Here is a 21756-nt window from a genome sequence, read left to right on the forward strand (position 1 = left end):
TCCGTAGGCGTACGGATTGCGCGTTACGTCCGGCTCCGGCCAGTCTCGGGTGACCCCCGAGAGCAGGAGACGTGATGCGCCCACGAACGTGCCTGGCAGCGGCCGCGGCCGCCCTCTTGATGCTCACCACCGGCGGCGTGGCCGCTGCCCAGCCCGCCGGCCCCCAGGTCTACGAGGTGACCGGCACCGGCACGGCCCAGCAGCGCACCGAGGTCGCCCGGACCGGCGCCGACATCCTCGACAGCGCGAACGGCGTGACGACCGTCATCGCCAACCCCGGCGAGGCCGCCCAGCTGCGCGCGCTCGGCTTCGGCGTGAAGGCGCTCGGTGCGGTCAGCCGGCCGCAGACCACGGCGACCGTCGAGGACTTCCCGGCCGGCTACACCGGCTACCACACCTACGCCGAAACCCAGACCGAGCTGCAGAAGGCCGTCGCGAACTACCCGTCGCTCACCAAGCTGGGCAGCGCCGGGACGTCGTACGAGGGCCGTGCGCTTTCGCTGCTCAAGATCTCCGACAACGCCGCGACGGACGAGAACGAGCCCGAGGTGCTCTTCACCTGCAACCAGCACGCGCGCGAGCACCTCACCACCGAAATGTGCCTGCACATCGTCCAGCGGCTGACCAGCGGATACGCCACTGACCCGGCGATCAAGCGGCTCGTCGACAGCACCGAGATCTGGGTGCTCCCGAGCGTCAACCCGGACGGCTCCGAGTACGACATCTCCGGCGGCACCTTCCACAGCTGGCGCAAGAACCGCCAAGGCCCCGGCACCGACACGAACCGCAACTGGGGCTACAAGTGGGGCTGCTGCGGCGGCTCGTCCGGCTCGACGTCCAGTGAGACCTACCGCGGCACGGCGGCGTTCTCCGCGCCCGAGACCCGGGCCGTGTCCAACTGGGTGAACTCGCGCGTGGTCGGCGGCGCCCAGCAGATCAAGACGCACATCGACTTCCACACCTACTCCGAGCTCGTGCTCTGGCCGTTCGGCTACACCTACGACCGGACCGCGCCGGGGCTCACCGCGGCCGAGGCGACCAAGTTCGAGAACCTCGGCCGGCAGATGGCCGCGACCAACGGCTACACGCCGGAGCAGTCCAGCGACCTCTACATCACCGACGGCAGCGTCAACGACTGGATGTGGGCGACGCACAAGATCTGGAGCTTCACCTTCGAGATGTACCCGAAGGGCGGCAGCCCGGGCTTCTACCCGCGCGACACCCAGATCGTCCCGCAGACCACGCGCAACGACAAAGCCGTCGACATCCTGATCAACGCGGCGATCACGGGCTGACGTGCTGGGCGCTTTCCGGGGGCTCCGGGTGGCGGAGCCCCCGGCCCGAGGCGAAGCCTCGGATGTCACAGCGCGGTCTAGGGTGCGGGCATGCCTCTGTTCTCGTTCGAAGGGCTCAGCCCGCAGGTCCACCCGGACGCCTGGATCGCGCCCACCGCCACGCTGATCGGCGACGTCGTCGTCGAGCGGGACGCCTCGATCTGGTTCGGTGCGGTGATCCGGGCCGACTTCGGCCGGATCGTCATCCGCGAGGGCGCCAACATCCAGGACAACTCGGTGATCCACGTCAACGACGGCGTGTGCGAGGTGGGCAAGAACGTCACCGTGGGCCACCAGTGCCTGGTGCACGACTGCACGATCGGGGAGCAGGCGCTGATCGGCAACGGCTCGACGGTGCTCGACAAGGCGAAGATCGGCGCGCGGGCGCTGGTCGCGGCCGGCGCCACCGTGACGCCGGCGACCGAGGTGCCCGACGAGGTCATCGCGATGGGCAGCCCGGCGAAGAAGTTCGTGCCGCTGACCGACTCCGCGCGGATGTGGGTCGAGCACAACGCGGCGGTCTACCAGGAGCTGGCCCGGCGCCACCGCGCGGGCACGAAACCGGTTTGACCCTCCAGTAGCTGGAGACTCTAGCTTCGAGGCATGGCTCCGAAGAAACTCACCCACCAGGTCACCCTCGAACTCGGCGCGGGCAACGCCCCGGTCGTCGACCTCGGCAAGATGCTGGGGCAGACCGGGGTCAACCTCGTCGAGATCAAGAAGGCCTACGACGCGGCGACGGCGGGCCAGCGCGGCGACATCGTGCCGGTGGTCGTCTCGGTGTTCGAGGACCGCTCGTTCGCGCTGCGGCTCAAGACGCCGCCGACGTCGTTCCTCATCAAGAAGGCGTTGGGGGACAAGGGTTCCTCGCGGCCCGGGCACGAGGTCGCCGGTAAGCTGACGGTCGCGCAGCTGCGGGAGATCGCCGAGCGGAAGCTGCCGGACCTCAACACCTCCGACGTCGAGATGGCGATGCGCACGATCGCGGGGACGGCCCGGTCCATGGGCGTCGTGGTCGTGGACTGACGTGCGCAAGCACGCGGTCGTGCCGCTTCCGCCACCCCTGCCGGTGGTGCGCCGAACACCGTCGAGCCTCGAGCGCGGTGGACTAAGCTCTTCCGCGCAGCAGCGACTGGCGCCATCGAGGTGGAGCACCACCGGGAAGCGACGACGAGGCCGGCACCGCGCGCCTGGGTGAAGGCCACTCCAGAGCCGGAGTACGCCATGACACACCAGCCGAACCTGAACGCGCTCGCCGCCGCCGACCCCGCGATCGCCGGGCTCGTCGAAGACGAGGCGAAGCGCCAGCACGACAAGATCCGCCTGATCGCTTCCGAGAACTACGTCTCGCAGGCCGTGCTCGAGGCGACCGGCACGGTGCTCACCAACAAGTACTCCGAGGGGTACGCGGGCAAGCGCTACTACGAGGGCCAGCAGTTCATCGACCAGGTCGAGCGGCTCGCCATCGAGCGGGCGAAGGCCGTGTTCGGCGCCGACCACGCGAACGTCCAGCCCTACTCCGGGTCCCCGGCGAACCTGGCCGTGTACCTCGCTTTCGCGCAGCCCGGCGACACCGTGCTCGGCATGGCGCTGCCCGACGGCGGCCACTTGACGCACGGCTGGAGCGTCTCGGCGACCGGCAAGTGGTTCAACCCGGTCCGCTATGGCGTCGCTAAGGAGACCGGCCGGGTCGACCTCGACCAGGTCCGCGACCTCGCCCGGCAGCACCGGCCGAAGCTGATCTTCGCCGGTGGCACGGCCATCCCGCGCACGATCGACTTCCCCGCGTTCGCCGAGATCGCGCGCGAGGTGGACGCGGTGCTGGTCGCCGACATCGCGCACATCGCCGGGCTGGTCGCGGGTGGCGCGCACCCGTCGCCGGTCGGGCACGCGCAGGTCATCACGACGACCACGCACAAGACCCTGCGTGGCCCGCGTGGCGCGATGATCCTTTCGGACGCCGACCACGCGAAGGCCGTCGACAAGGCGGTGTTCCCGGGGCTGCAGGGCGGTCCGCACAACCACACGACGGCGGCGATCGCGGTCGCGCTCGGCGAAGCCCAGCGCCCGGACTTCGGCGAGTACGCGCACACGATCGTCGCCAACGCGAAAGCGCTGGCCGACGCGCTGCTGGCCAAGGGCTACGACCTGGTGTCCGGCGGCACGGACAACCACCTGCTGCTGATCGACCTGACGAACAAGGCGGTCGCGGGCAAGCCGGCCGCGCAGGCCCTGGACCGCGCGGGCATCGAGCTGAACTACAACACCGTGCCGTTCGACCCGCGCAAGCCGTTCGACCCGTCGGGCATCCGGCTGGGCACGTCCGCGATCACGACCCGCGGCCTCAAGCCGGAGCACCAGCCGCAGGTCGCCGAGTGGATCGACCGCACGGTGACCGCCGCGGCCGCCGCCGAGGAGTCCTCCCTCGACGCCATCGCCGCGGAGATCCGCGAGTTCCTGGCGCCCTTCCCCATCCCGGGCTACTCCGCCTGACGCTCCACCCAAGGGCGGCACTTTCCCTATGAAAGTGCCGCCCTTGGCATGTCCGAGACGCGGCTCACAGAAAAGTTGGTTGCTCCATGCAAGCAATAGGGGAATACTTGGTCGAGGCAAGTAGTTGAGAGGTACAAGCAACTACGCGAAGGCTTGACCCGAGGGAGACCACCATGAGCGACACCACCACGGCGGAAGGAGCAGCCGCTACGAACGGCAAACTGTCCCACCGCCAGATCCTGACCGTCCTGTCCGGGCTGATGCTCGGCATGTTCCTCGCCGCACTCGACCAGACGATCGTCTCGTCGTCGATGCGCACCATCGCCGACGAGCTGCACGGCCTGTCCCTGCAGGCCTGGGCCACCACGGCGTACCTGATCACCGCGACGCTCTCGACGCCGCTGTACGGCAAGCTGTCCGACCTCTACGGCCGCAAGCCCATGTACCTGACGGCGATCTCGCTGTTCCTGGTCGGCTCGCTGGCCAGCGGCATGGCCACGTCGATGTACGAGCTCGCCGCGTTCCGCGCCTTCCAGGGCCTCGGCGCCGGTGGCCTGATGTCCCTGGCCCTCGCGATCATCACCGACATCACCGCGCCGCGTGAGCGCAGCAAGTACCAGGGGTACTTCATGGCGGTGTTCGGCATCTCGAGCGTTGCCGGGCCGGTCGTCGGCGGGTTCTTCGCCGGCATCGACACCTTCGCGGGCATCACCGGCTGGCGCTGGGTCTTCCTGGTCAACGTCCCGATCGCGCTCGCCGCGCTGGTCGTCGTCACCAAGGTGCTGAACCTCCCGCACACCCGCGTGGACCAGAAGGTCGACTACTGGGGCGCCGTGGCGCTCGCCACCGGTCTGGTGCCGCTGCTGATCGTCGCCGAGCAGGGCCGCGAGTGGGGCTGGGGCTCCGCCGCTTCGATCGCGATGTACGTCGTCGGCGCGCTGGGTGTGACCGCCTTCGTCTGGATCGAACGCCGCATGGGCGACGCCGCCCTGCTGCCGCTGCGCCTGTTCAAGCGCCCGGTGTTCCGGATGTCGACGCTGGTCACGGTCGTGCAGGGCGCCGGGATGTTCGGCGCGATGATGTCGCTGCCGCTGTACCTGCAGATCGTCAAGGGCGCGACGCCGACCCAGGCCGGCCTGCAGATGCTCCCGCTGACGCTCGGCATCATGATCGCCAGCCTGACCAGCGGCCGGATCATCTCGGCCACCGGCCGGTACAAGATGTTCGCGGTGGCCGGCATCGGCCTGATGGCGGCGGCGCTGTTCGCGCTGTCCACGATCACCGTCGACACCTCGCTGGCGCTGGTCATGGTGATCGCCTTCGTGATCGGCCTCGGCCTCGGCGCCTCGATGCAGACGCTGGTGCTGGCCGCGACCAACGACGTCCGCCCGCAGGACATCGGCGTCGCCACCTCGGCGGCGACGTTCTTCCGGCAGATCGGCGGCACGGCGGGCACCGCGGTGTTCCTGTCGATCCTGTTCGGCACGGTCGGCGACCGGATCGCGAACGCCATCCGCTCGGCCATGACGAGCCCGGCCTACGTGTCGGCGCTGGCCCGGAACCCCGAGTTCGCGCAGCAGATGAAGAGCGGCGCGCTGGACGTCAACGACACGTCGTTCCTGTCCTCGCTCGACCCGGCGCTGGCCCGGCCGATCCTGCAGGGCTTCGCCGAGTCGATGAGCACGGTGTTCCTGGTCGGCGGCATCGTCCTGACCGTCGGGTTCGCCCTGGTGTGGTTCCTCAAGGAGAAGCCGCTCTCGGACAAGTCGGCGATGGAGCAGCGCGCCGAAGCCGAAGCGGACGCTCCGGCCCTCGCTCTCGCGCACTGACCGGGGAATGAGAAAGGCCCCCTCGGGACTTCCCGAGGGGGCCTTCTCGTGTGAAAGCTCTGCGTGGGCTCAGTGACCCCCGTTGGCCTCTTCCTTCGCCAGGCGGTCGGTCTCGCGCTCGTAGGAGCGGGCGATCTCGTTCTCGGCCTCGGTGCGGCCGACCCAGGACGAGCCTTCGACGCTCTTGCCGGGCTCGAGGTCCTTGTAGACCTCGAAGAAGTGCTGGATCTCCAGCTTGTGGAACTCGTTCAGGTGGTGGATGTCGCGCAGGTGCTCCAGGCGCGGGTCGTTCGTCGGGACCGCGAGGACCTTGTCGTCCGGGCCCTTCTCGTCGGTCATCCGGAACATGCCGATCGCGCGGCAGCGGATCAGGCAGCCCGGGAACGTCGGCTCCTGGACGAGGACGAGCACGTCGAGCGGGTCGCCGTCCTGGCCGAGGGTGTCGTCGATGAAGCCGTAGTCGGCCGGGTACTGCGTGGCCGTGAACAGGGTCCGGTCCAGCTTGATGCGGCCGGTCTTGTGGTCGACCTCGTACTTGTTGCGTTCCCCTTTGGGGATTTCGATCGTGACGTCGAACTCCACGGCGTCCTCGCTGCTTCTTTATAGATCCGGGCGGGCCCGCGGCTCGCGGGCGGCAACCTTCATGACTGTCTTGACGTCTCCTAGTGTGGACTACGGCCTGCCGCGGGTCCGCATCGATGTCGGCCTCGAGGCATGTGAGCTTGGCCCCTTCCGGGGCAGGTGAGAAGGAGTGGTGGGTGCCGGAAAACGACCAGCCGATGTGGCCTTCGTCGGACGAAGACCGCTCGTCGTCGGGCGCGCGGAAGACCACCCCGATGTCCCTGCCCGAGTCGCCGAAGAGCGCTTCGGACGAGCCCGAGGTGCCCAAGGTCACAGGCAGTGAGGCCCCGAAGGGCTCGTGGTTCGCGCCGAACGTCGAGCCCGAGCCGATCCCGGGCCTGAACGTGCCCGCCGAGGAGCCGCCCGCGCCGCCGCCGGCCCCGGCCAAGCAGGACCTGGCCGACCGGCTGGGCTCGCGGGAGCCCAAGCCGGCCGAGCCCAAGCCTGCCCAGCCTCAGCCGGTCGCTGAGGCGACCCAGTACATCGAAGTCGAGCGGAAGCCGGCCGGAAAGCCCGAAGAGAGCACCCAGTACATCCAGGCGAAGCCCGAGCCGGACGCCCCGAAAGCGCCGTGGGTGCCGGTGGAGCGCAACGTCTGGCCCGGCGAGCAGCAGGACCGCCACGACGAGCCGTCGTCCGACAAGGCCGAAGCCCAGCCGTGGCGGGAAGAGCTCCAGCAGTGGCGTGAGGAGCAGCAGCGGCGCGAAGAGCAGCTGAAGCGCTCCGACGCGCAACGCCGTGAGGAGCCGCCGGCGCCCTGGGCGCAGCGCATCGACGTGCCGGACGAGCGCCGTCCGCCGCTGCCGCCCGAGCCGCCGCGCGGGGTCGTGCCCTCGGCTTCGGCCGGGTCGCTGGCCCGGCCGCAGCGGATCGAGCCGGACGGGCAGCGGTTCGACGCCGAGGCGACCGTCGGGATCGAACGGCCCACCCAGTTCCCCGGCGCGTTCCACCAGCAGCCCCAGCCGCGGGTCGAGGGCCGCACCGAGCCGCCCGCCGAGCCCCCGCGCCAGGAGCCGCCCCCGGCCGAGCCGCCGGCGGCCGAAGAGCCGCCGAAGAAGCGGCGCAAGGGCAAGATCATCGCGCTCGTCGTGGTCGTCCTGCTGGTCCTGGCCGGCGGCGGGGTCGCCGCCGCGATGCCGAAGGTGTCGAACCGGCTCGGCCTGCCGTGGGCGCCGAACGCGCCGAAGGGTGACAGCCCGGAGCCGGTCGCCGCCACGCGTCAGCTCCAGGGACCGGACACCGCCGGGCAGGCGCCGACCGCGAACGGCGTCAAGTCCGCGCTGGCCGGCGCGGCCGGGAACAGCGCGCTCGGGACGTTGACCGGCAGCGTGGTCGACCCGGTCAGCGGCACCGGGCTGTGGGACCACGGCTCGGCGACGCCGGCGACGCCCGCGTCGACCACGAAGGTGCTCACCTCTGCCGCCGCGCTGCTTTCGCTGGACCCGAACACGCGGCTGTCGACGAAGATCGTGCAGGGCGCCGACCCGGGCACGGTGATCCTCGTCGGCGGCGGTGACGTCACGCTGACGTCGTTGCCGCTGGGCACCGACTCGCCGCTGTACCCGGGCGCCGCGCACGTCGACGACCTCGTCGCGCAGGTGAAGAAGGCCAACCCGGGCGTCAAGAAGGTGCAGGTCGACCTGAGCCTGTTCAAGGGCGCGACGACCGCGCCGGGCTGGGCCGCGGGTGACGCGCCCTCGACGTTCGCCACGCAGATCGGGTCCGTGATGGCCGACGCCGGCCGCCTGGACCCGAAGAACAACAACTCGCAGCGGGTGGGCAACGCGGGCAGCGCGCTGGCGTCGACGATCGCGTCGAAGCTCAGCGCGTCGGGCGGCGGCCAGGCGACCGCGCCGAAGGACGCCAAGGTGCTCGCCGAGGTCAAGTCGGCGCCGTTGACCGAGCTGGTCTCCGACACGATGGAGCTCTCCGACGACGTGCTGGCCGAAGCCCTCGCGCGGCAGGTCGCGCTGGCGAGCGGCGAGGAAGCGAGCTTCGCCGGCGGCGCCAAGGCGACCATCAAGGTGCTGAAGGACCACGGCTTCGACGTCTCGGGTGTCGACCTGTCCGACGGCAGCGGCATCTCGGGCGAGAACCGCATCCCGGCGAAGCTGCTGACCGAGCTCCTGGCGGCCGCGGCGGCGCCGGAGGGCAAGAACCCGAACACGGCCAAGCTGCGCCCGATGCTCGCGGGCCTCCCGGTGGCCGGCGGCTCGGGCACCCTGGCCGACAAGCGGTTCGAGACCCCGGCGTCGCAGGCCGGCCGCGGCTGGGTGCGGGCCAAGACGGGCACGCTGACCGGCGTCAACACCCTGGCCGGGCTGGTACTGGACCAGGACGGCCGGGTGCTGGTGTTCGCGTTCATGTCGAACGGTTCCGACCAGCAGCCCGGTCGCGACGCCATCGACGCCCTCGCGACGAGCCTCCGCAAGTGCGGGTGCGCGTAACAAACCGTACGAAGATCGTGGCCGGAAACCGACACCGGGCAGGTAGCGTCGGAAGGGTGAGTCAGGAAACCGAGACCCGGCCCATGGTCGACTGGGCGCTCGCCGCGCAGACCGGCGCGCTGCTCGTGCGCGGCGGTCCTCAGGTCCCCAGAGAAGAGGCCGAGGCGGCCGTCACCGATCTGCGTGAGCTGACCATGGAAGCCGAGGGGCACGTCCGGCAGCTGACGAACCTGGGGCTCGACCTGCCGCTGCTGCCCGGCGAGGTCGTCGACCGCCCGGGTTGGGTGCGCTCGGCCGCCTCCGGGCTCGACGCGCTCACCGGGCGCGCGCTGCCGCAGCAGGGCGGGCCGCTGGGGCCGATCCTCGCCGGCGGCGCCGGCGTCCAGACCGGGCTCGTGCTCGCCTTCCTCGCCAGCCGCGTCCTCGGCCAGTACGACCCCTTCGGCGGGCCCGACCGCGAAGGCCGGCTGCTGCTCGTCGCGCCGAACGTCGTCGCGGCCGAACGCGCGATGGACGTCCCCGGGCACGACTTCCGGCTCTGGGTCTGCCTGCACGAATGCACCCACCGGCTCCAGTTCACCGCCGTCACGTGGCTGCGCGACTACTTCGCCGACGAGGTCGAGCGGCTCGTGTCCGGGCTTGCGGGCGGCGGCAACGACAGCCTCGCCGACCTGGTCGGACGGCTGCCCGAAGCGATCAAGCAGGGCCCGAAGCTGAACCTCGCCGAGCTGCTCCAGTCGCCGAAGGAACGCGCGGTCTTCGACCGGCTGCTGGCGCTCTCGACGCTCCTCGAAGGCCACGCCGACTTCGTGATGGACGCCGTCGGGCCGCAGGTCGTGCCGAGCGTCGACACGATCCGCGCGCGCTTCACCGCGCGGCGCAAGGGCGGCGGCGTCTTCGACCGGCTGCTGCGTGCGCTGCTCGGCGTCGACGCGAAGATCCGTCAGTACGAAGAAGGCGCGAAGTTCACGAAGCACGTCGTGGACGCGGTCGGCATGGCGGGCTTCAACGCCGTCTGGCGCTCGCCGAACACCCTGCCCTCGCGCGCCGAGATCGCCGATCCGGCCGCGTGGGTCCGGCGCCTGCACGGATGACCGGGCCGGCGGTCGCGGCCGTCCGCCGGGCGGTCCGTGCCTTCCTGCAGTCCGTCGAGCCGCCGGCCGAGCTGTGCGTCGCCGTTTCCGGCGGCGCGGACTCCCTCGCGCTCGCCGAGGCGACGGCCTACGTCGGGCACCGGCACGGCCTCCGCGTCCGCGCGCTGGTCGTCGACCACGGCTTGCAGGACGGCTCGGCGAAGATCGCGCGAGACGCCGCCGAAGCCGCGAAGTCCCTCGGCGTCGACGAGGCCGAGGTGCGCCGCGTCGACGTCACCGGACCCGGCGGCCCGGAAGCCGCCGCGCGCAAGGCCCGCTACCGCGCGCTGGCCGGGCACGAGCTCGTCCTGCTCGGCCACACCCTCGACGACCAGGCCGAAACCGTCCTGCTCGGGCTCGGCCGCGGCTCCGGCCCACGCAGCGTCGCCGGGATGCGGCCGCACGACCCGCCGTGGGGCCGGCCGCTGCTGGGCGTCCCGCGCACGACGACGCGGGAAGCCTGCGCCGAACTCGGCGTCGAGCCGTGGGACGACCCGCACAACCTCGAACCGCGCTTCACCCGCGTCCGGTTGCGCACCGAAGTCCTGCCGCTCCTGGAGGACGTCCTCAACGGCGGAGTGGCCGCCGCGCTCGCCCGCACGGCCGCGCAGCTGCGTGAGGACAGTGAGGCACTGGACACAATGGCGGACATGATCTTCACCCGCGCGGGCGGCTCCGAAGGTCTGGATGTCGGCGTCCTCGGAGCCGAGCCGCCGGCGCTCCGCCGGCGGGTTATCCGCAGGTGGCTGCTGCAATCGGGTGTGCGCGAGCTCACCGACGCGCACCTGCGCGCGGTCGACGACCTCGTCGCCCGGTGGCGTGGTCAAGGCGGTGTCTGGTTGCCGGGCAACTTGGAGGCACGCCGGTGCCGTGGCAGGCTCTGCCTCACCTCCCAACCCACCACCCGAGGGGAATGACCCGTGTACGAGGGCGAAATCGCCTCCGTGCTCGTCACCGAGCAGCAGATCCAGGACAAGATCACCGAGCTGTCGGCGCAGATCGCCGCCGACTACCCGGCCAACGGGCAGGGCGAACTCCTGCTGGTGGGCGTCCTGAAGGGCGCGGTCATGTTCATGACCGACTTCGCCCGCGCGCTGCCGCTGCCGACGCAGCTGGAATTCATGGCCGTCTCCTCGTACGGCTCGGCGACGTCGTCGTCCGGTGTCGTGCGGATCCTGAAGGACCTGGACCGGGACATCGCCGGCCGGGACGTCCTGATCGTCGAGGACATCGTCGACTCCGGCCTGACGCTGTCGTGGCTGCTGAAGAACCTCGCGAGCCGCAACCCCGCGTCGCTCGAGGTCGTTTCGCTGCTGCGCAAGCCCGAGGCGGTGAAGGTCGACGTCCCGGTGAAGTACATCGGGTTCGACATCCCGAACGAGTTCGTCGTCGGCTACGGCCTGGACTACGCCGAGCGCTACCGGGACCTGCCCTACATCGGGACGCTCGACCCGAAGGTCTACACGTCCTAGTTCACCGACCGTTCACCGCAAGTACCGGATTCGCGGAACCCCGCGGTCCGAGTTTGCGTCATACGCTCTGATCACGTGCGTTAACCTATGCGAAGACCATTCGTGCCCGCGGTGACCGGGTCGGGGGAACGGGAGAGAGCTCAGATGGGGAACAGCAGCGCTGCCGACGCGAACGCCTTCAAGGCCGCGGCCGCGGCGGGTCAGGTCGGGATCGACCCCGAAGCCGCGCAAGCCGTGCTGAACAAGATCCGCACCGGCAAGGACGCGGTGGAAGCCCTGCTCGGTGGCGCGGGCGCGCTCGCGCAGCCGCCGAAGCTCGGCGACAACCCGGTCGGGAACGCCATGGCCGCGAAGTTCGTCCAGCGCGCGGACGGCGGTGGCGACTCCTACGCCGCCGCCCTGCAGAACCTGCTGGACCAGTACTCCGCCGCCGAAGAGGGCATCGTCACGGCGATGTCCCGGTACCACGAGATCGACAACGCCGCGGCCGACCCGTTCCGCAACGCCTGAGTCAGAGGGGGATTTCGCAGTCATGGCTCCGAACCACAGCGACCAGCCGTCGTCCACCACTGGAGGGGCGACCGACCCGGGCTCGCTCGTGCCGCTCGGCGACAACTCGGCGTCGCAGAACATCGTCGACAACGCCCGCGGCAGCGCCGGCGGCTTCGACATGGGCAGCGACCGCGCGATCGCCAACCCGCCGAACTGGAACGCGCAGGCGAGCCAGCAGCTCTACAACGGCGCGGTCAACAACAACGAACCCGGCACGGCCGAGGCGACCGGGCAGGCCTGGGCGCACCACGGCAACGAGCTGAAGCAGGCGTCCGACCACCTGTACAACGCGATCTCCGAGCTGGGCAACGCCTGGGTCGGCCAGGGCGCCGGCGGTGCCCAGGGCGCGCTGGTGGCCATCGCCAACTCCGGTTCGCAGGCCTCCGACGCGGCGCACACGATGTCCGACCGGCTCGCCCGGCAGGCCGCGGCGGCCGGCGAGGTCAAGAAGATGCCGGCCCCCAAGGACTACGACCCCAAGCAGACCATGGCGGCGGCGCTGGCCGGCGGCCCGGCGGCGATGATCGCCGACCAGAAGGCCCAGGCCGACGCGGCGAACGACGTCAAGGCGCAGCAGGTCGCGTTCTTCAACGCCTACACCAAGGCCATGAGCGAGGTCGACAGCTCGACCCCGAGCTTCGGCCCGGAGTCGCTCGGCATGAAGCCGACGGGCTCGCACAACTCGGTGTCGTTCAACGGGATCAGCTCGGTCGGCAACGCCGGCCCGGTGCAGGGCCTGTCGGGCGCCGACGGCGCGGTGTTCGCCTCCAGCGGCGCGAACTTCGGCAACTTCGGCGGCGCGTTCGACGCGCAGCACGCCGGCGTCGGCCCGAACGCGGCCCACAGCGGCGTCGCGGGCTTCGGTCACGAGGCGGCGGCGACGCTCGGCAGCGACGGGGCCGGCGGCAGCGTCGCCGGCACCGGTGCGGGCGCCACCACGGGCGCGGGCCACGTCCCGGCGGGCGCCGGGCAGTCCGGCGGCAACCCGCTGAGCAAGATCGGCATGGGCCTCGGCATCGGCGGGGCCGCGGGCGGTCTCGGCGCGCTGGCCTCCCGCGCGCTGGGCAAGGGCAACCGGTCGGGCGCGAAGAACGAGAACGAGACGAGCCTCGCGTCGGCCGACGGCCAGGGCCAGAGCGCCGCTTCGGCCCAGGCCCCGCAGCAGGGCCTCGTTTCGTCGGCCGGCACCATCGGCGGGCAGACCCCGCCGCCGATGAACCCGGGCATGGGCGGCGGAATGGCCCCGCACGGCGCCCAGGGCGAGCAGGACGAGGAGCACACGCACGCGTCGTTCCTCATCGAGGCCGACCCGGACGCCGCCTTCGGCGCGAACCAGGCGACCCCGCCGCCGGTCATCGGCGCGTGGTCCGAGGACGAAGAAGACCGCTGATCCGAAGCCGGGCCCGCCTCCGCGGGCCCGGCTCGTCCTCTTCCCGGGGGTGGCTCGATGCCGAACGCTGAGCTGCTCACCCCGGTCGAGGTGGACTTCCTGTGGGAGTCCGCCGGGCTGGGCGAGCTGCCGTACCCACTGCGCGTCCCGTCGCACGGCGCGACCGTCGACGAGCGGTCGCTGCTGCGTCGCCGCACGTTGGAGGGCCTTGTCGCGCGTGGGCTCGCCGACGGCCGCGGCCGGCCGGAACCGCACATCGAGGATTACTTCGGCGTGCTGGCGCAGCCCGAACTGAGCTTGGACGCGGTCCAGCTGATCGCCCCGGAAGCCGAGCCGCTGCTCGCGGTGGCCGGCGTGCTGGGCGGCCAGGGGCTGCTCGCGGTGCAGGACACGCGGGGGCTGCACCTGCAGCCGTGCCCGGCCGACGGGCTGGCGAGTGCGATCGTCTCGCTGCTCCCGGGCGCCCCGCGCGGCTCGGAGAAGTCGATCACGGTCCCGCTCGAGCAGCTGGTCGGCGCGCACGGCGTGGACTTCCTGTCCCGCCGCGGCAACGGCGACGCCGACGAGCGCGCGAGCGCGGACGACGACCGCAAGGCGCTGGCCCGGCTGCACGCCCAGCCCCGGCTGCGCGGCGGCCAGATCGGCGCCAACGCCCGAAACCGGATGGGCGGCCGCACGCGCACACCGGTGCTGAGCTGGTTCGACACGGAGTCGGGCCGCTACTTCACGCAGGCGACCCAGGGCCGGGACGGCCGGGACTGGATCACGATCGCCCCGGCGGACGCGGCGACGCTGCGGCACCGGCTCGGCGAAATGCTCGCGGGCGCGGCGACGACCAGCGCGGTCTGACGCACCACGCGGCCGGCCCTCGCGCCACCTCTGCCAAGATCGGGCTCCGGCGGCCGGCGAGCATGCCCGGCCGACGATCACTTTTCGTCGGTGGTGCGGGCTACGCTGAGCAAGAATCCGATCCGGGAGAGTAGTGATGCAAGAGTTCTTCTCGCCGCTGGCGTTCGACTTCCTCTGGGAGTCGGCGCAGGTCGGGGAGCTGCCGTACCCGCTGCTGGTCCGGTCGCACGGCGCGACCGAGGATGAGCGCGTCTCGCTGCGCCACCGCACCGATGCCGAGCTGAAGGCCCGCGGCGTCCGTGACGCGCGCGGCCGGCTCGCGCCGCCGATCGAGGACGCGCTGCAGCTGCTGGCCTTCGCCCCGCTGACCATCGACGCCCTGCACATCCCGGTGTTCGACGCGCCGACGATCGGCGTGCTCGCGGCGGCCGACGAGACCCAGGGCGTCATCGCGATCCAGGACGCCGACGGCATCTGGCTGCGCGACGCCCCACCGGATGGCCTGGTCTCCGCGGTCGTCGGGGTGCTCCCGGGCGGTCCGCGCGGCAGCGAGGCGTCGGTCACACTTCCGCTGGACGACGCGCTGCGCACCGCCCCGATCCGGGTCCCGGTGTCCCTGCCGTCGAACCCGGGCGAGGAACGCGGCCGGGCGCGCCGGACCCCGCTCAGCGAACGGGCCACGGTCGACCCGCGCGAGGCGTACGGGCGCATCGCCGGGCAGCCGCGGCAGCGCGGCGGTCAGCTGGCAGCGAACAGCCGTTCGCAGGTCGGGGCCAAGCAGCGGTCCCGGGTGCTGGCCTGGTTCGACACCGCGACCGGGCGGTACCTGAGCGTCTCCCGCGCAGGTACGGACGGCCGTGAGTGGGTCACCGTCGCCCCGGCGGACCCGGCGACGCTGCGCACCCGGCTGGGCGAGATGGTGAGCAGTGTGTCGGACGGCACCCGATAGCGTGACCTCCGTGGACACCGGCCGGGAACCCGGGCGCGGTATCGCCCGTTGACCTGCGAGAGGCTCACAGGGGATGAACGCGGCAGCGGACGGTACCCTGATGGGACGGGTGTCCAGGCACCACGGGTTGTCAACATCGTGATGGCGGGTATCACAGGAGCCGCCCAACCAGGGAGGGTCGAGGCCACCAGGGCCGAGTCGTATGAACCGGAAGAGCGTGCTCAGGAACCCACTGCTGTGGATCGTCGCGGGGTTGCTGGCGTTGTTCGCGTACAACACGATCTTCGACAGTGATCGTGGGTACACCCAGGCACCCATCTCGGTGGCGAACTCCCAGATCTCCTCGAACAACGTCAAGGAAGCCAGCCTCGAGGACAAGGAACAGCAGCTCAAGCTGCTGCTTTCCAAGCCCATCGACGTCGACGGCCAGCAGGTCACCCAGATCATTTCGCAGTATCCGGCGGATGCCACCCGCCCGATCTACGACGCGCTGACCGCAGCCAAGACCGGCGGGCAGCCGATCAAGTTCACCACCAAGGTGACCCAGCAGGGCGTGCTGACGCAGATCCTCATCTTCGCCATCCCGCTCGCCCTCGTGCTGGGCCTGCTGATGTGGATGATGAACAACGCCCAGGGCGGCGGCAACCGCGTCCTCAACTTCGGCAAGTCCAAGGCCAAGCAGCTGAACAAGGACATGCCCAAGACGACGTTCGGTGACGTCGCGGGCGCCGACGAGGCCGTCGAAGAGCTGTACGAGATCAAGGACTTCCTGCAGAACCCGGCGCGCTACCAGGCGCTCGGCGCGAAGATCCCGAAGGGCGTGCTGCTCTACGGGCCGCCGGGCACCGGTAAGACGCTGCTCGCGCGCGCCGTCGCCGGCGAAGCGGGCGTGCCGTTCTACACGATCTCCGGCTCGGACTTCGTCGAGATGTTCGTCGGTGTCGGCGCCTCGCGTGTCCGTGACCTGTTCGAGCAGGCCAAGCAGAACGCGCCGTGCATCATCTTCGTCGACGAGATCGACGCGGTCGGCCGCCAGCGCGGCGCCGGCCTCGGCGGCGGGCACGACGAGCGCGAGCAGACGCTGAACCAGCTGCTCGTCGAGATGGACGGCTTCGACGCCCGCGGCGGCATCATCCTGATCGCGGCCACCAACCGGCCCGACATCCTCGACCCGGCGCTGCTGCGCCCGGGCCGGTTCGACCGGCAGATCCCGGTGTCCGCGCCCGACCTGCGCGGCCGCAAGGCGATCCTCGAGGTGCACTCCAAGGGCAAGCCGATCGCGCAGGGCACCGACCTGGGCAGCCTCGCCAAGCGGACCGTCGGCATGTCCGGCGCGGACCTGGCGAACGTGCTGAACGAGGCGGCGCTGCTCACCGCCCGCCAGAACGGGCACGTGATCACCGACGCGGCGCTGGAGGAGTCGGTCGACCGCGTGGTCGGCGGCCCCGCCCGCAAGAGCCGGATCATCTCCGAGAAGGAGAAGAAGATCACGGCCTACCACGAGGGCGGGCACGCCCTCGCCGCGTGGGCGATGCCGGACATCGAGCCGGTCTACAAGCTGACGATCCTGCCGCGCGGCCGCACGGGCGGGCACGCGCTGCTCGTCCCGGAGGACGACAAGGACCTGATGACCCGCTCCGAGATGATCGGGCGGCTGGTCTTCGCGATGGGTGGCCGCACGGCGGAGGAGCTCGTTTTCCACGAGCCCACCACCGGCGCGTCGTCGGACATCGAGCAGGCGACGAAGATCGCCCGCGCGATGGTCACCGAGTACGGCATGAGCGCCCGGCTCGGCGCGGTCAAGTACGGCCAGGAGCAGGGCGACCCGTTCCTCGGCCGGTCGGCCGGCCGCCAGGCGGACTACTCGCTGGAAGTGGCGCACGAGATCGACGAGGAGGTGCGCAAGCTCATCGAGACGGCGCACACCGAGGCGTGGCACGTGCTCAACACCTACCGTGACGTGCTCGACGAGCTGGTCATCGAGCTCCTGGAGAAGGAGACGCTGACCCGCAAGGACCTGGAGCGGATCTTCGCGACGGTCGAGAAGCGCCCGCACATCACCGTGTTCAACGAGTTCGGTGAGCGGACGCCGTCGGACAAGCCGCCGATCAAGACCCCGGGCGAGCTGGCGATGGAGCGCGGCGAGCCGTGGCCGCCGCCGGAGAAGGAGAAGCCGGTCCTGAAGCCGGAGCCGACCCCGGTCGGCACCGCGCAGGGCGGCGGCGACCTGCCGGGTGGCCCGCCGTACTCGTCGCCGACGCCGGTGGACCCGAACGCGAACCCGTACGCCCCGCCGCAGCCGGGCGCCTACCCGAACGGCGGCCGTCCCTACGGCGGCCCGAACGGTGGCCCCAACGGCACGAGCCACTGGCCGCAGACGTACAACCAGCAGCCCGGTGGCTACCCGGGTGGTCCGGCGGGCCAGAGCGGCCCCCCGAACTACGGTGCCCCTCCGGGCTGGACGCCCGCGACCTCGCCGGGCGGACAGCCGGGCCAGTCGTGGCGCCCCGGTGCTGAAGAACGCCCTCGTGAGCACGGCTGGTTCGCCGACCAGGCCGGCAACCAGCAGAGCGAGGGGGAACGACGTGACCCTGATGGACCAGACAAGCCCCAGTGACGCCGACCGCCCGGTCTTCGACCAGGACCGGGCGGAGAAGGCGATCCACGAGCTGCTGCTGGCCTGCGGTGAAAACCCGGAGCGGGACGGTCTGAAGGACACGCCCGCCCGGGTGGCCCGCGCGTACCGCGAGATGTTCGCGGGCCTCTACACCGAGCCGGACTCGGTGCTGGACAAGACGTTCGACGAGTCGCACGAGGAACTCGTGCTGGTCACGGACATCCCGATGTACAGCAGCTGTGAGCACCACCTGGTGCCGTTCCACGGCGTCGCGCACGTCGGGTACATCCCGAACGCCGCCGGGAAGGTCACCGGGCTCTCGAAGCTCGCCCGGGTCGTCGACCTCTACGCCAAGCGCCCGCAGGTTCAGGAGCGCCTGACTTCCCAGGTCGCCGACGCCATCGTGCGGAAGCTCGAACCGCGCGGGGTCATCGTCGTGATGGAGGCCGAGCACCTCTGCATGGCCATGCGCGGCATCCGCAAGCCGGGTGCGCGCACCACCACCTCGGCCGTGCGGGGGCAGTTCAAGACCTCCGCCACTTCGCGGGCGGAGGCGCTCGACCTGATCAAGGCGCGCCGGTGAGCGTGGGGCTCCCCGCTCCCGGCCGGTGCGTCGTGATGGGCGTGCTGAACGTGACGCCCGATTCCTTTTCGGACGGTGGCCGGTACCTCGGGCTCGCGCAGGCGCTCGAGCACGCGCGCGAGATGTGGGCGCGCGGGGCCGACCTGATCGACGTCGGCGGTGAGTCGACCCGCCCGGGTGCGGCCCGGGTCGACGCCGAGACGGAGCTGCGGCGGATCCTGCCCGTCATCCGCACCCTCGCCGGCGAGGGCATCCAGCTGTCGGTCGACACCACGCGCGCGTCCGTCGCCGCGGCCGCGCTCGAAGCCGGCGCCCGGATCGTCAACGACGTCTCGGGTGGGCTGGCCGACCCGGACATGGCGCGCGTCGCCGCCGAGGCGGGGGTGCCGTGGGTGCTGATGCACTGGCGGGGCCACAGCCAGGACATGCAGGCGCTGGCGAAGTACGAAGACGTGGTGGCCGACGTCCGGGCCGAGCTGCTGTCCAGGGTGGACGAAGCGCTCGCCGCGGGCGTCGCCGAGAGCGCGCTCGTGCTCGATCCGGGGCTGGGCTTCGCGAAGAACGCCGAGCACGACTGGGCGTTGCTGCGCGGGCTGGACTCGTTGCTGTCGCTGGGTTTCCCGGTGCTGGTCGGTGCTTCCCGGAAGCGGTTTCTCGGCCGGCTGCTGTCCGAAAAGGACGGCACACCGCGTTCGCCCGACGGCCGCGAGGACGCCACCGCGGCGATTTCCGCGCTCGCCGCGGCCGCCGGCGCGTGGGGTGTGCGGGTGCACGAGGTCGGGGCTTCGCTGGACGCGGTCACCGTGGCCGCCGCGTGGTGGAAGGGTTCGCCTGATGTCTGACCGGATCACGCTGACCGGCCTGCGCGTGTTCGGCCGCCACGGCGTGTTCGAGCACGAGAAGCGGGATGGCCAGGAGTTCGTCGTCGACATCACGGCGTGGCTCGACCTCGGGCCGGCCGCGGCGTCGGACGACCTGACCAAGACCCTGCACTACGGCGAGCTGGCCGAGCTCGCGGCGGGGATCGTCGCGGGCGAGCCGTACGACCTCATCGAGAGCGTCGCGGGCAGGATCGCCGACGAGGTGTTGCGCGACGAGCGGCTGAGCGCGGTCGAGGTGACCGTGCACAAGCCGTCGGCGCCGATCCCGCTGACGTTCGACGACGTCGCGGTGACGGTCCGGCGCGACCGATGAGCCGCGCTGTCCTCTCCCTGGGTTCCAACCTCGGCGACCGGCTCGGCTTCCTGAAGCTGGCGCTCGACGCGGTGCGCCCGGCGCTGGTCGCGGTGTCGAGCGTGTACGAGACGAAGGCGTGGGGCGTCGAAGACCAGCCGGACTTCCTGAACGCGGTCTGCGTCGTCGACGACCCGGCCCGCGACCACTGGGCGTGGCTGCGCACGGGCCAGGCGGCCGAGCAGGCGGCGGGCCGGGTGCGCAAGCTGCGCTGGGGCCCGCGGACCCTGGACGTCGACGTCGTGACGGTCGACGGCGTGACGTCGGCCGACCCGGAGCTGCTGCTCCCGCACCCGGGCACGCCGGACCGCGCGAGCGTGCTGGTGCCGTGGGTGGAGATCGAGCCGGCCGCGGTCCTGCCGGGCCACGGCCCGATCGCGACGCTGCTGGCGGCCCGCCCGGCGGACGACGTCGCGTCGGTCCGCCGGACGGATCTCGACCTGAGCTGAGTCAACTCGTTCGCGGTCGCGGTGCTGCTGGGCCCCGGGGCGATCGCGGCGTTGCCGGCGGCCCGTCCGCCGGACGGGTCTCGGCTTGAGTTGAGTCAACCCCTTCGCGGCCGCGGTGCTGCTGGGCCCCGGGGCGATCGCGGCGTTGCCGGCGGCCCGTCCGCCGGACGGGTCTCGGCTTGAGTTGAGTCAACTCGTTCGCGGTCGCGGTGCTGCTGGCGGCCCGCCCGGCGGACGACGTCGCTTCGGTCCGCCGGACGGGTCTCGACCTGAGCTGAGTCAACCCGTTCGCGGCCGCGGATCGCCGAGCTGCCGTTCAGCCGCGGTCAGCCGCGCAGGGCCGCGATCATGAACCGCACCGCCGGCTGGGCCGTCGGGACCGGCGGCCAGCCGTTGATGATCGCCAGCAGCTGCCAGTACCGCTCGGCCCGGGGGTCGCCGCTCGTCGCGAACCGGTCCGCCATCTCCGTGCGGAACTCCGCGGACGCCGGGTCCTGGTCCGGGCGGGCCGTCGCCGCCGCGATCTCGGCCGCAAGCGCTTGCCCCGCCTCCGACGTGGGCGAATCACCCGACGCCACCGCCGCCTCGGCGCGGGCGGTCCAGCTCGGCCAGTTCTGCTGCCAGGCGTCCGCCGGCGGGTGGAACTCGCCGTCGCGGATCTGCTGGGCCTGGGTTTCGCTCATGCCGCGGATCAGCGCCCGGAAGTCCGGGTCCTGGACCAGCTCGGCGAACTCGATCCACGCTTCGAGCTGCTCGGGTGTCGGGTCGTCGGGCAGCTCCGGCTTCCCCGCGCGCATCCGCTCGTAGAAGGCCTGGTCGATTTCGAGGCCGGCCGTCATCTCGTCCCAGAACTCGTCCACCAGCCGCTTGCGCTCTTCGTCGGACATCGACGCGAGACGGTTCATCAGTTTCACTTCCTCCAGTTCGGAACCACGCTTGGCCACCGCGCGCAGCACCGCCCGGCGTAGCCGCAGCCGCCGGATCTGCTCGTCCAGCGCCTCGACGTGCCGGGTCGCCAGCTCGCCGACCGTCGCCGGCCGCGTCAGCGCCGCGGAGACGTCGGCGAGGCCAAGGCCCAGCTCCCGCAGCGTGCGGACCAGCTCGAGCCGGGCCATCGCCGCCGCGTCGTAGAGCCGGTAGCCGGCGTCGGTCCGGTCGGTGGGCGGCAGCAGGCCTTCGTCCGAGTAGAAGCGGATGGTCTTGACCGGCAGCCCGGTTCGCCGGGCCAGCTCGCCGATGGTGAAGGTCGCGGTGGTGCCCACAAGACGCATGATGAACTCTCCAGTCGGTGGAGAGTCAACCTTCCCACGGTACGGTTGACGCATGCACTTCACCCGGCCCCGTGACGTGGTGGTGGCCGGGCTGCTCGGCCTGGTCCTCGGCTACCTGCTCTTCGTCGTGGCCTACGGCTCGCTGCCGCAGCTGCCGACGCTCGCCGGCGTCACCTTCGCCGTCCTGGCCGTGGTCGAGGCCATCCTCGCGTTCTCCATCCGGTCCCGGATCAAGAGCGGCCGCGTCGTCGCCGCGATCGGGATCGCCCGATCGGTGGCCCTCGCGAAGGCTTCGTCACTCGCCGGAGCGTTCATGGCCGGCGCCTGGCTGGCCGCGCTCGCCTATCTTTTTCCGCGACGTGACGAACTCGTCGCGGCGGTGCTCGACACCCGCGCCGGGGTGGTCGGCGTCGTGTCTTCCGCAGCCCTGGTAGCAGCGGGTTTGTGGCTCGAGCACTGCTGCCGCACCCCGCGCGACCAAGATCGTGAGCGCACCGGCGGAATGACCGGTTAGCGCTGGATTCCCACCGCTCG

At 71.5% G+C, this 21756-nt stretch carries 21 protein-coding genes; 19 read left to right on the plus strand and 2 right to left on the minus strand.

Features of this window, described 5'->3' with window-relative positions:
* Positions 1-92 precede the first annotated feature (92 nt).
* From M8542_RS01280 to M8542_RS01300, 5 genes are all read left to right on the plus strand, one after another.
* The gene (locus M8542_RS01280) at positions 93-1295 is read left to right on the plus strand and encodes a M14 family metallopeptidase (protein ID WP_257918555.1); all 1203 of its coding nucleotides are present in this window, start codon (positions 93-95) and stop codon (positions 1293-1295) included.
* 90 nt (positions 1296-1385) lie between these two features.
* Positions 1386-1904 carry a gamma carbonic anhydrase family protein gene (locus tag M8542_RS01285; RefSeq protein WP_257918084.1) on the plus strand — a complete coding sequence of 173 codons (519 nt, stop codon included), beginning with the start codon at positions 1386-1388 and terminating at the stop codon, positions 1902-1904.
* Positions 1905-1937: 33 nt separating this feature from the next.
* Positions 1938-2360, plus strand: coding sequence for an uL11 family ribosomal protein (locus tag M8542_RS01290; protein WP_257918085.1), 423 nt, complete (start codon positions 1938-1940; stop codon positions 2358-2360).
* A gap of 198 nt (positions 2361-2558) precedes the next feature.
* Positions 2559-3827 carry a serine hydroxymethyltransferase gene (gene glyA / locus M8542_RS01295; RefSeq protein ID WP_257918086.1) on the plus strand — a complete coding sequence of 423 codons (1269 nt, stop codon included), beginning with the start codon at positions 2559-2561 and terminating at the stop codon, positions 3825-3827.
* Between the two features lie 173 nt (positions 3828-4000).
* Entirely contained in the window at positions 4001-5656 is a 1656-nt protein-coding gene (locus M8542_RS01300; RefSeq protein ID WP_257918087.1) for an MDR family MFS transporter, read from the plus strand.
* A 69-nt stretch (positions 5657-5725) separates the two neighbouring features.
* Here the strand turns inward: M8542_RS01300 and M8542_RS01305 are convergent, their stop codons facing one another.
* Positions 5726-6238: an inorganic diphosphatase gene (locus M8542_RS01305; protein WP_257918088.1), complete on the minus strand. Its 513-nt coding sequence runs from the start codon at positions 6236-6238 to the stop codon at positions 5726-5728.
* A 176-nt stretch (positions 6239-6414) separates the two neighbouring features.
* Between M8542_RS01305 and dacB the strand changes: the two genes are divergently transcribed.
* The 13 genes from dacB to folK all read left to right on the plus strand — a co-directional run bounded on the left by dacB (position 6415) and on the right by folK (position 19951).
* Positions 6415-8724: a D-alanyl-D-alanine carboxypeptidase/D-alanyl-D-alanine endopeptidase gene (gene dacB / locus M8542_RS01310; RefSeq protein ID WP_257918089.1), complete on the plus strand. Its 2310-nt coding sequence runs from the start codon at positions 6415-6417 to the stop codon at positions 8722-8724.
* 83 nt (positions 8725-8807) lie between these two features.
* Positions 8808-9818: an Rv3626c family coenzyme F420 biosynthesis-associated protein gene (locus tag M8542_RS01315; RefSeq protein ID WP_257918556.1), complete on the plus strand. Its 1011-nt coding sequence runs from the start codon at positions 8808-8810 to the stop codon at positions 9816-9818.
* Positions 9815-10774, plus strand: a complete 960-nt coding sequence (gene tilS / locus M8542_RS01320) for a tRNA lysidine(34) synthetase TilS (protein WP_257918090.1) — start codon at positions 9815-9817, stop codon at positions 10772-10774. Before M8542_RS01315 ends, tilS begins: the two co-directional genes overlap by 4 nt.
* 3 nt (positions 10775-10777) lie before the next feature.
* The gene (hpt, locus tag M8542_RS01325) at positions 10778-11329 is read left to right on the plus strand and encodes a hypoxanthine phosphoribosyltransferase (protein WP_257918091.1); all 552 of its coding nucleotides are present in this window, start codon (positions 10778-10780) and stop codon (positions 11327-11329) included.
* 144 nt (positions 11330-11473) lie between these two features.
* Positions 11474-11839 (plus strand): hypothetical protein, encoded by a 366-nt coding sequence (locus M8542_RS01330; RefSeq protein ID WP_257918092.1) that lies wholly within the window; start codon positions 11474-11476, stop codon positions 11837-11839.
* A 22-nt stretch (positions 11840-11861) separates the two neighbouring features.
* Positions 11862-13271, plus strand: coding sequence for a hypothetical protein (locus M8542_RS01335; protein WP_257918093.1), 1410 nt, complete (start codon positions 11862-11864; stop codon positions 13269-13271).
* A 57-nt stretch (positions 13272-13328) separates the two neighbouring features.
* Positions 13329-14120, plus strand: a complete 792-nt coding sequence (locus tag M8542_RS01340) for an ESX secretion-associated protein EspG (RefSeq protein WP_257918094.1) — start codon at positions 13329-13331, stop codon at positions 14118-14120.
* Between the two features lie 133 nt (positions 14121-14253).
* Positions 14254-15069 (plus strand): ESX secretion-associated protein EspG, encoded by an 816-nt coding sequence (locus M8542_RS01345; RefSeq protein WP_257918095.1) that lies wholly within the window; start codon positions 14254-14256, stop codon positions 15067-15069.
* A gap of 202 nt (positions 15070-15271) precedes the next feature.
* A complete protein-coding gene (gene ftsH, locus M8542_RS01350; protein WP_257918096.1) occupies positions 15272-17686 on the plus strand; it encodes an ATP-dependent zinc metalloprotease FtsH in 2415 nt (804 codons plus the stop codon).
* Positions 17664-18269, plus strand: coding sequence for a GTP cyclohydrolase I FolE (folE, locus tag M8542_RS01355; protein WP_257918097.1), 606 nt, complete (start codon positions 17664-17666; stop codon positions 18267-18269). The genes ftsH and folE overlap by 23 nt, the downstream gene beginning before the upstream one ends.
* 35 nt (positions 18270-18304) lie before the next feature.
* Positions 18305-19111, plus strand: coding sequence for a dihydropteroate synthase (gene folP / locus M8542_RS01360; RefSeq protein ID WP_257918557.1), 807 nt, complete (start codon positions 18305-18307; stop codon positions 19109-19111).
* Positions 19104-19463: a dihydroneopterin aldolase gene (gene folB / locus M8542_RS01365; RefSeq protein ID WP_257918098.1), complete on the plus strand. Its 360-nt coding sequence runs from the start codon at positions 19104-19106 to the stop codon at positions 19461-19463. Before folP ends, folB begins: the two co-directional genes overlap by 8 nt.
* On the plus strand, positions 19460-19951 hold the full coding sequence (folK, locus tag M8542_RS01370; RefSeq protein WP_257918099.1) for a 2-amino-4-hydroxy-6-hydroxymethyldihydropteridine diphosphokinase: 492 nt from the start codon (positions 19460-19462) through the stop codon (positions 19949-19951). The genes folB and folK overlap by 4 nt, the downstream gene beginning before the upstream one ends.
* A 326-nt stretch (positions 19952-20277) precedes the next feature.
* Here folK and M8542_RS01375 read toward each other — a convergent pair whose 3' ends face one another.
* Complete coding sequence (locus M8542_RS01375; protein WP_257918100.1) at positions 20278-21213, minus strand: helix-turn-helix domain-containing protein; 936 nt, start codon at positions 21211-21213, stop codon at positions 20278-20280.
* A gap of 61 nt (positions 21214-21274) precedes the next feature.
* Between M8542_RS01375 and M8542_RS01380 the strand changes: the two genes are divergently transcribed.
* Positions 21275-21736 carry a DUF3180 domain-containing protein gene (locus tag M8542_RS01380; RefSeq protein WP_257918101.1) on the plus strand — a complete coding sequence of 154 codons (462 nt, stop codon included), beginning with the start codon at positions 21275-21277 and terminating at the stop codon, positions 21734-21736.
* Positions 21737-21756 lie beyond the last annotated feature (20 nt).

The organism is Amycolatopsis iheyensis (assembly GCF_024703995.1).
GTDB classification, from domain to species: Bacteria; Actinomycetota; Actinomycetes; order Mycobacteriales; family Pseudonocardiaceae; genus Amycolatopsis; species Amycolatopsis iheyensis.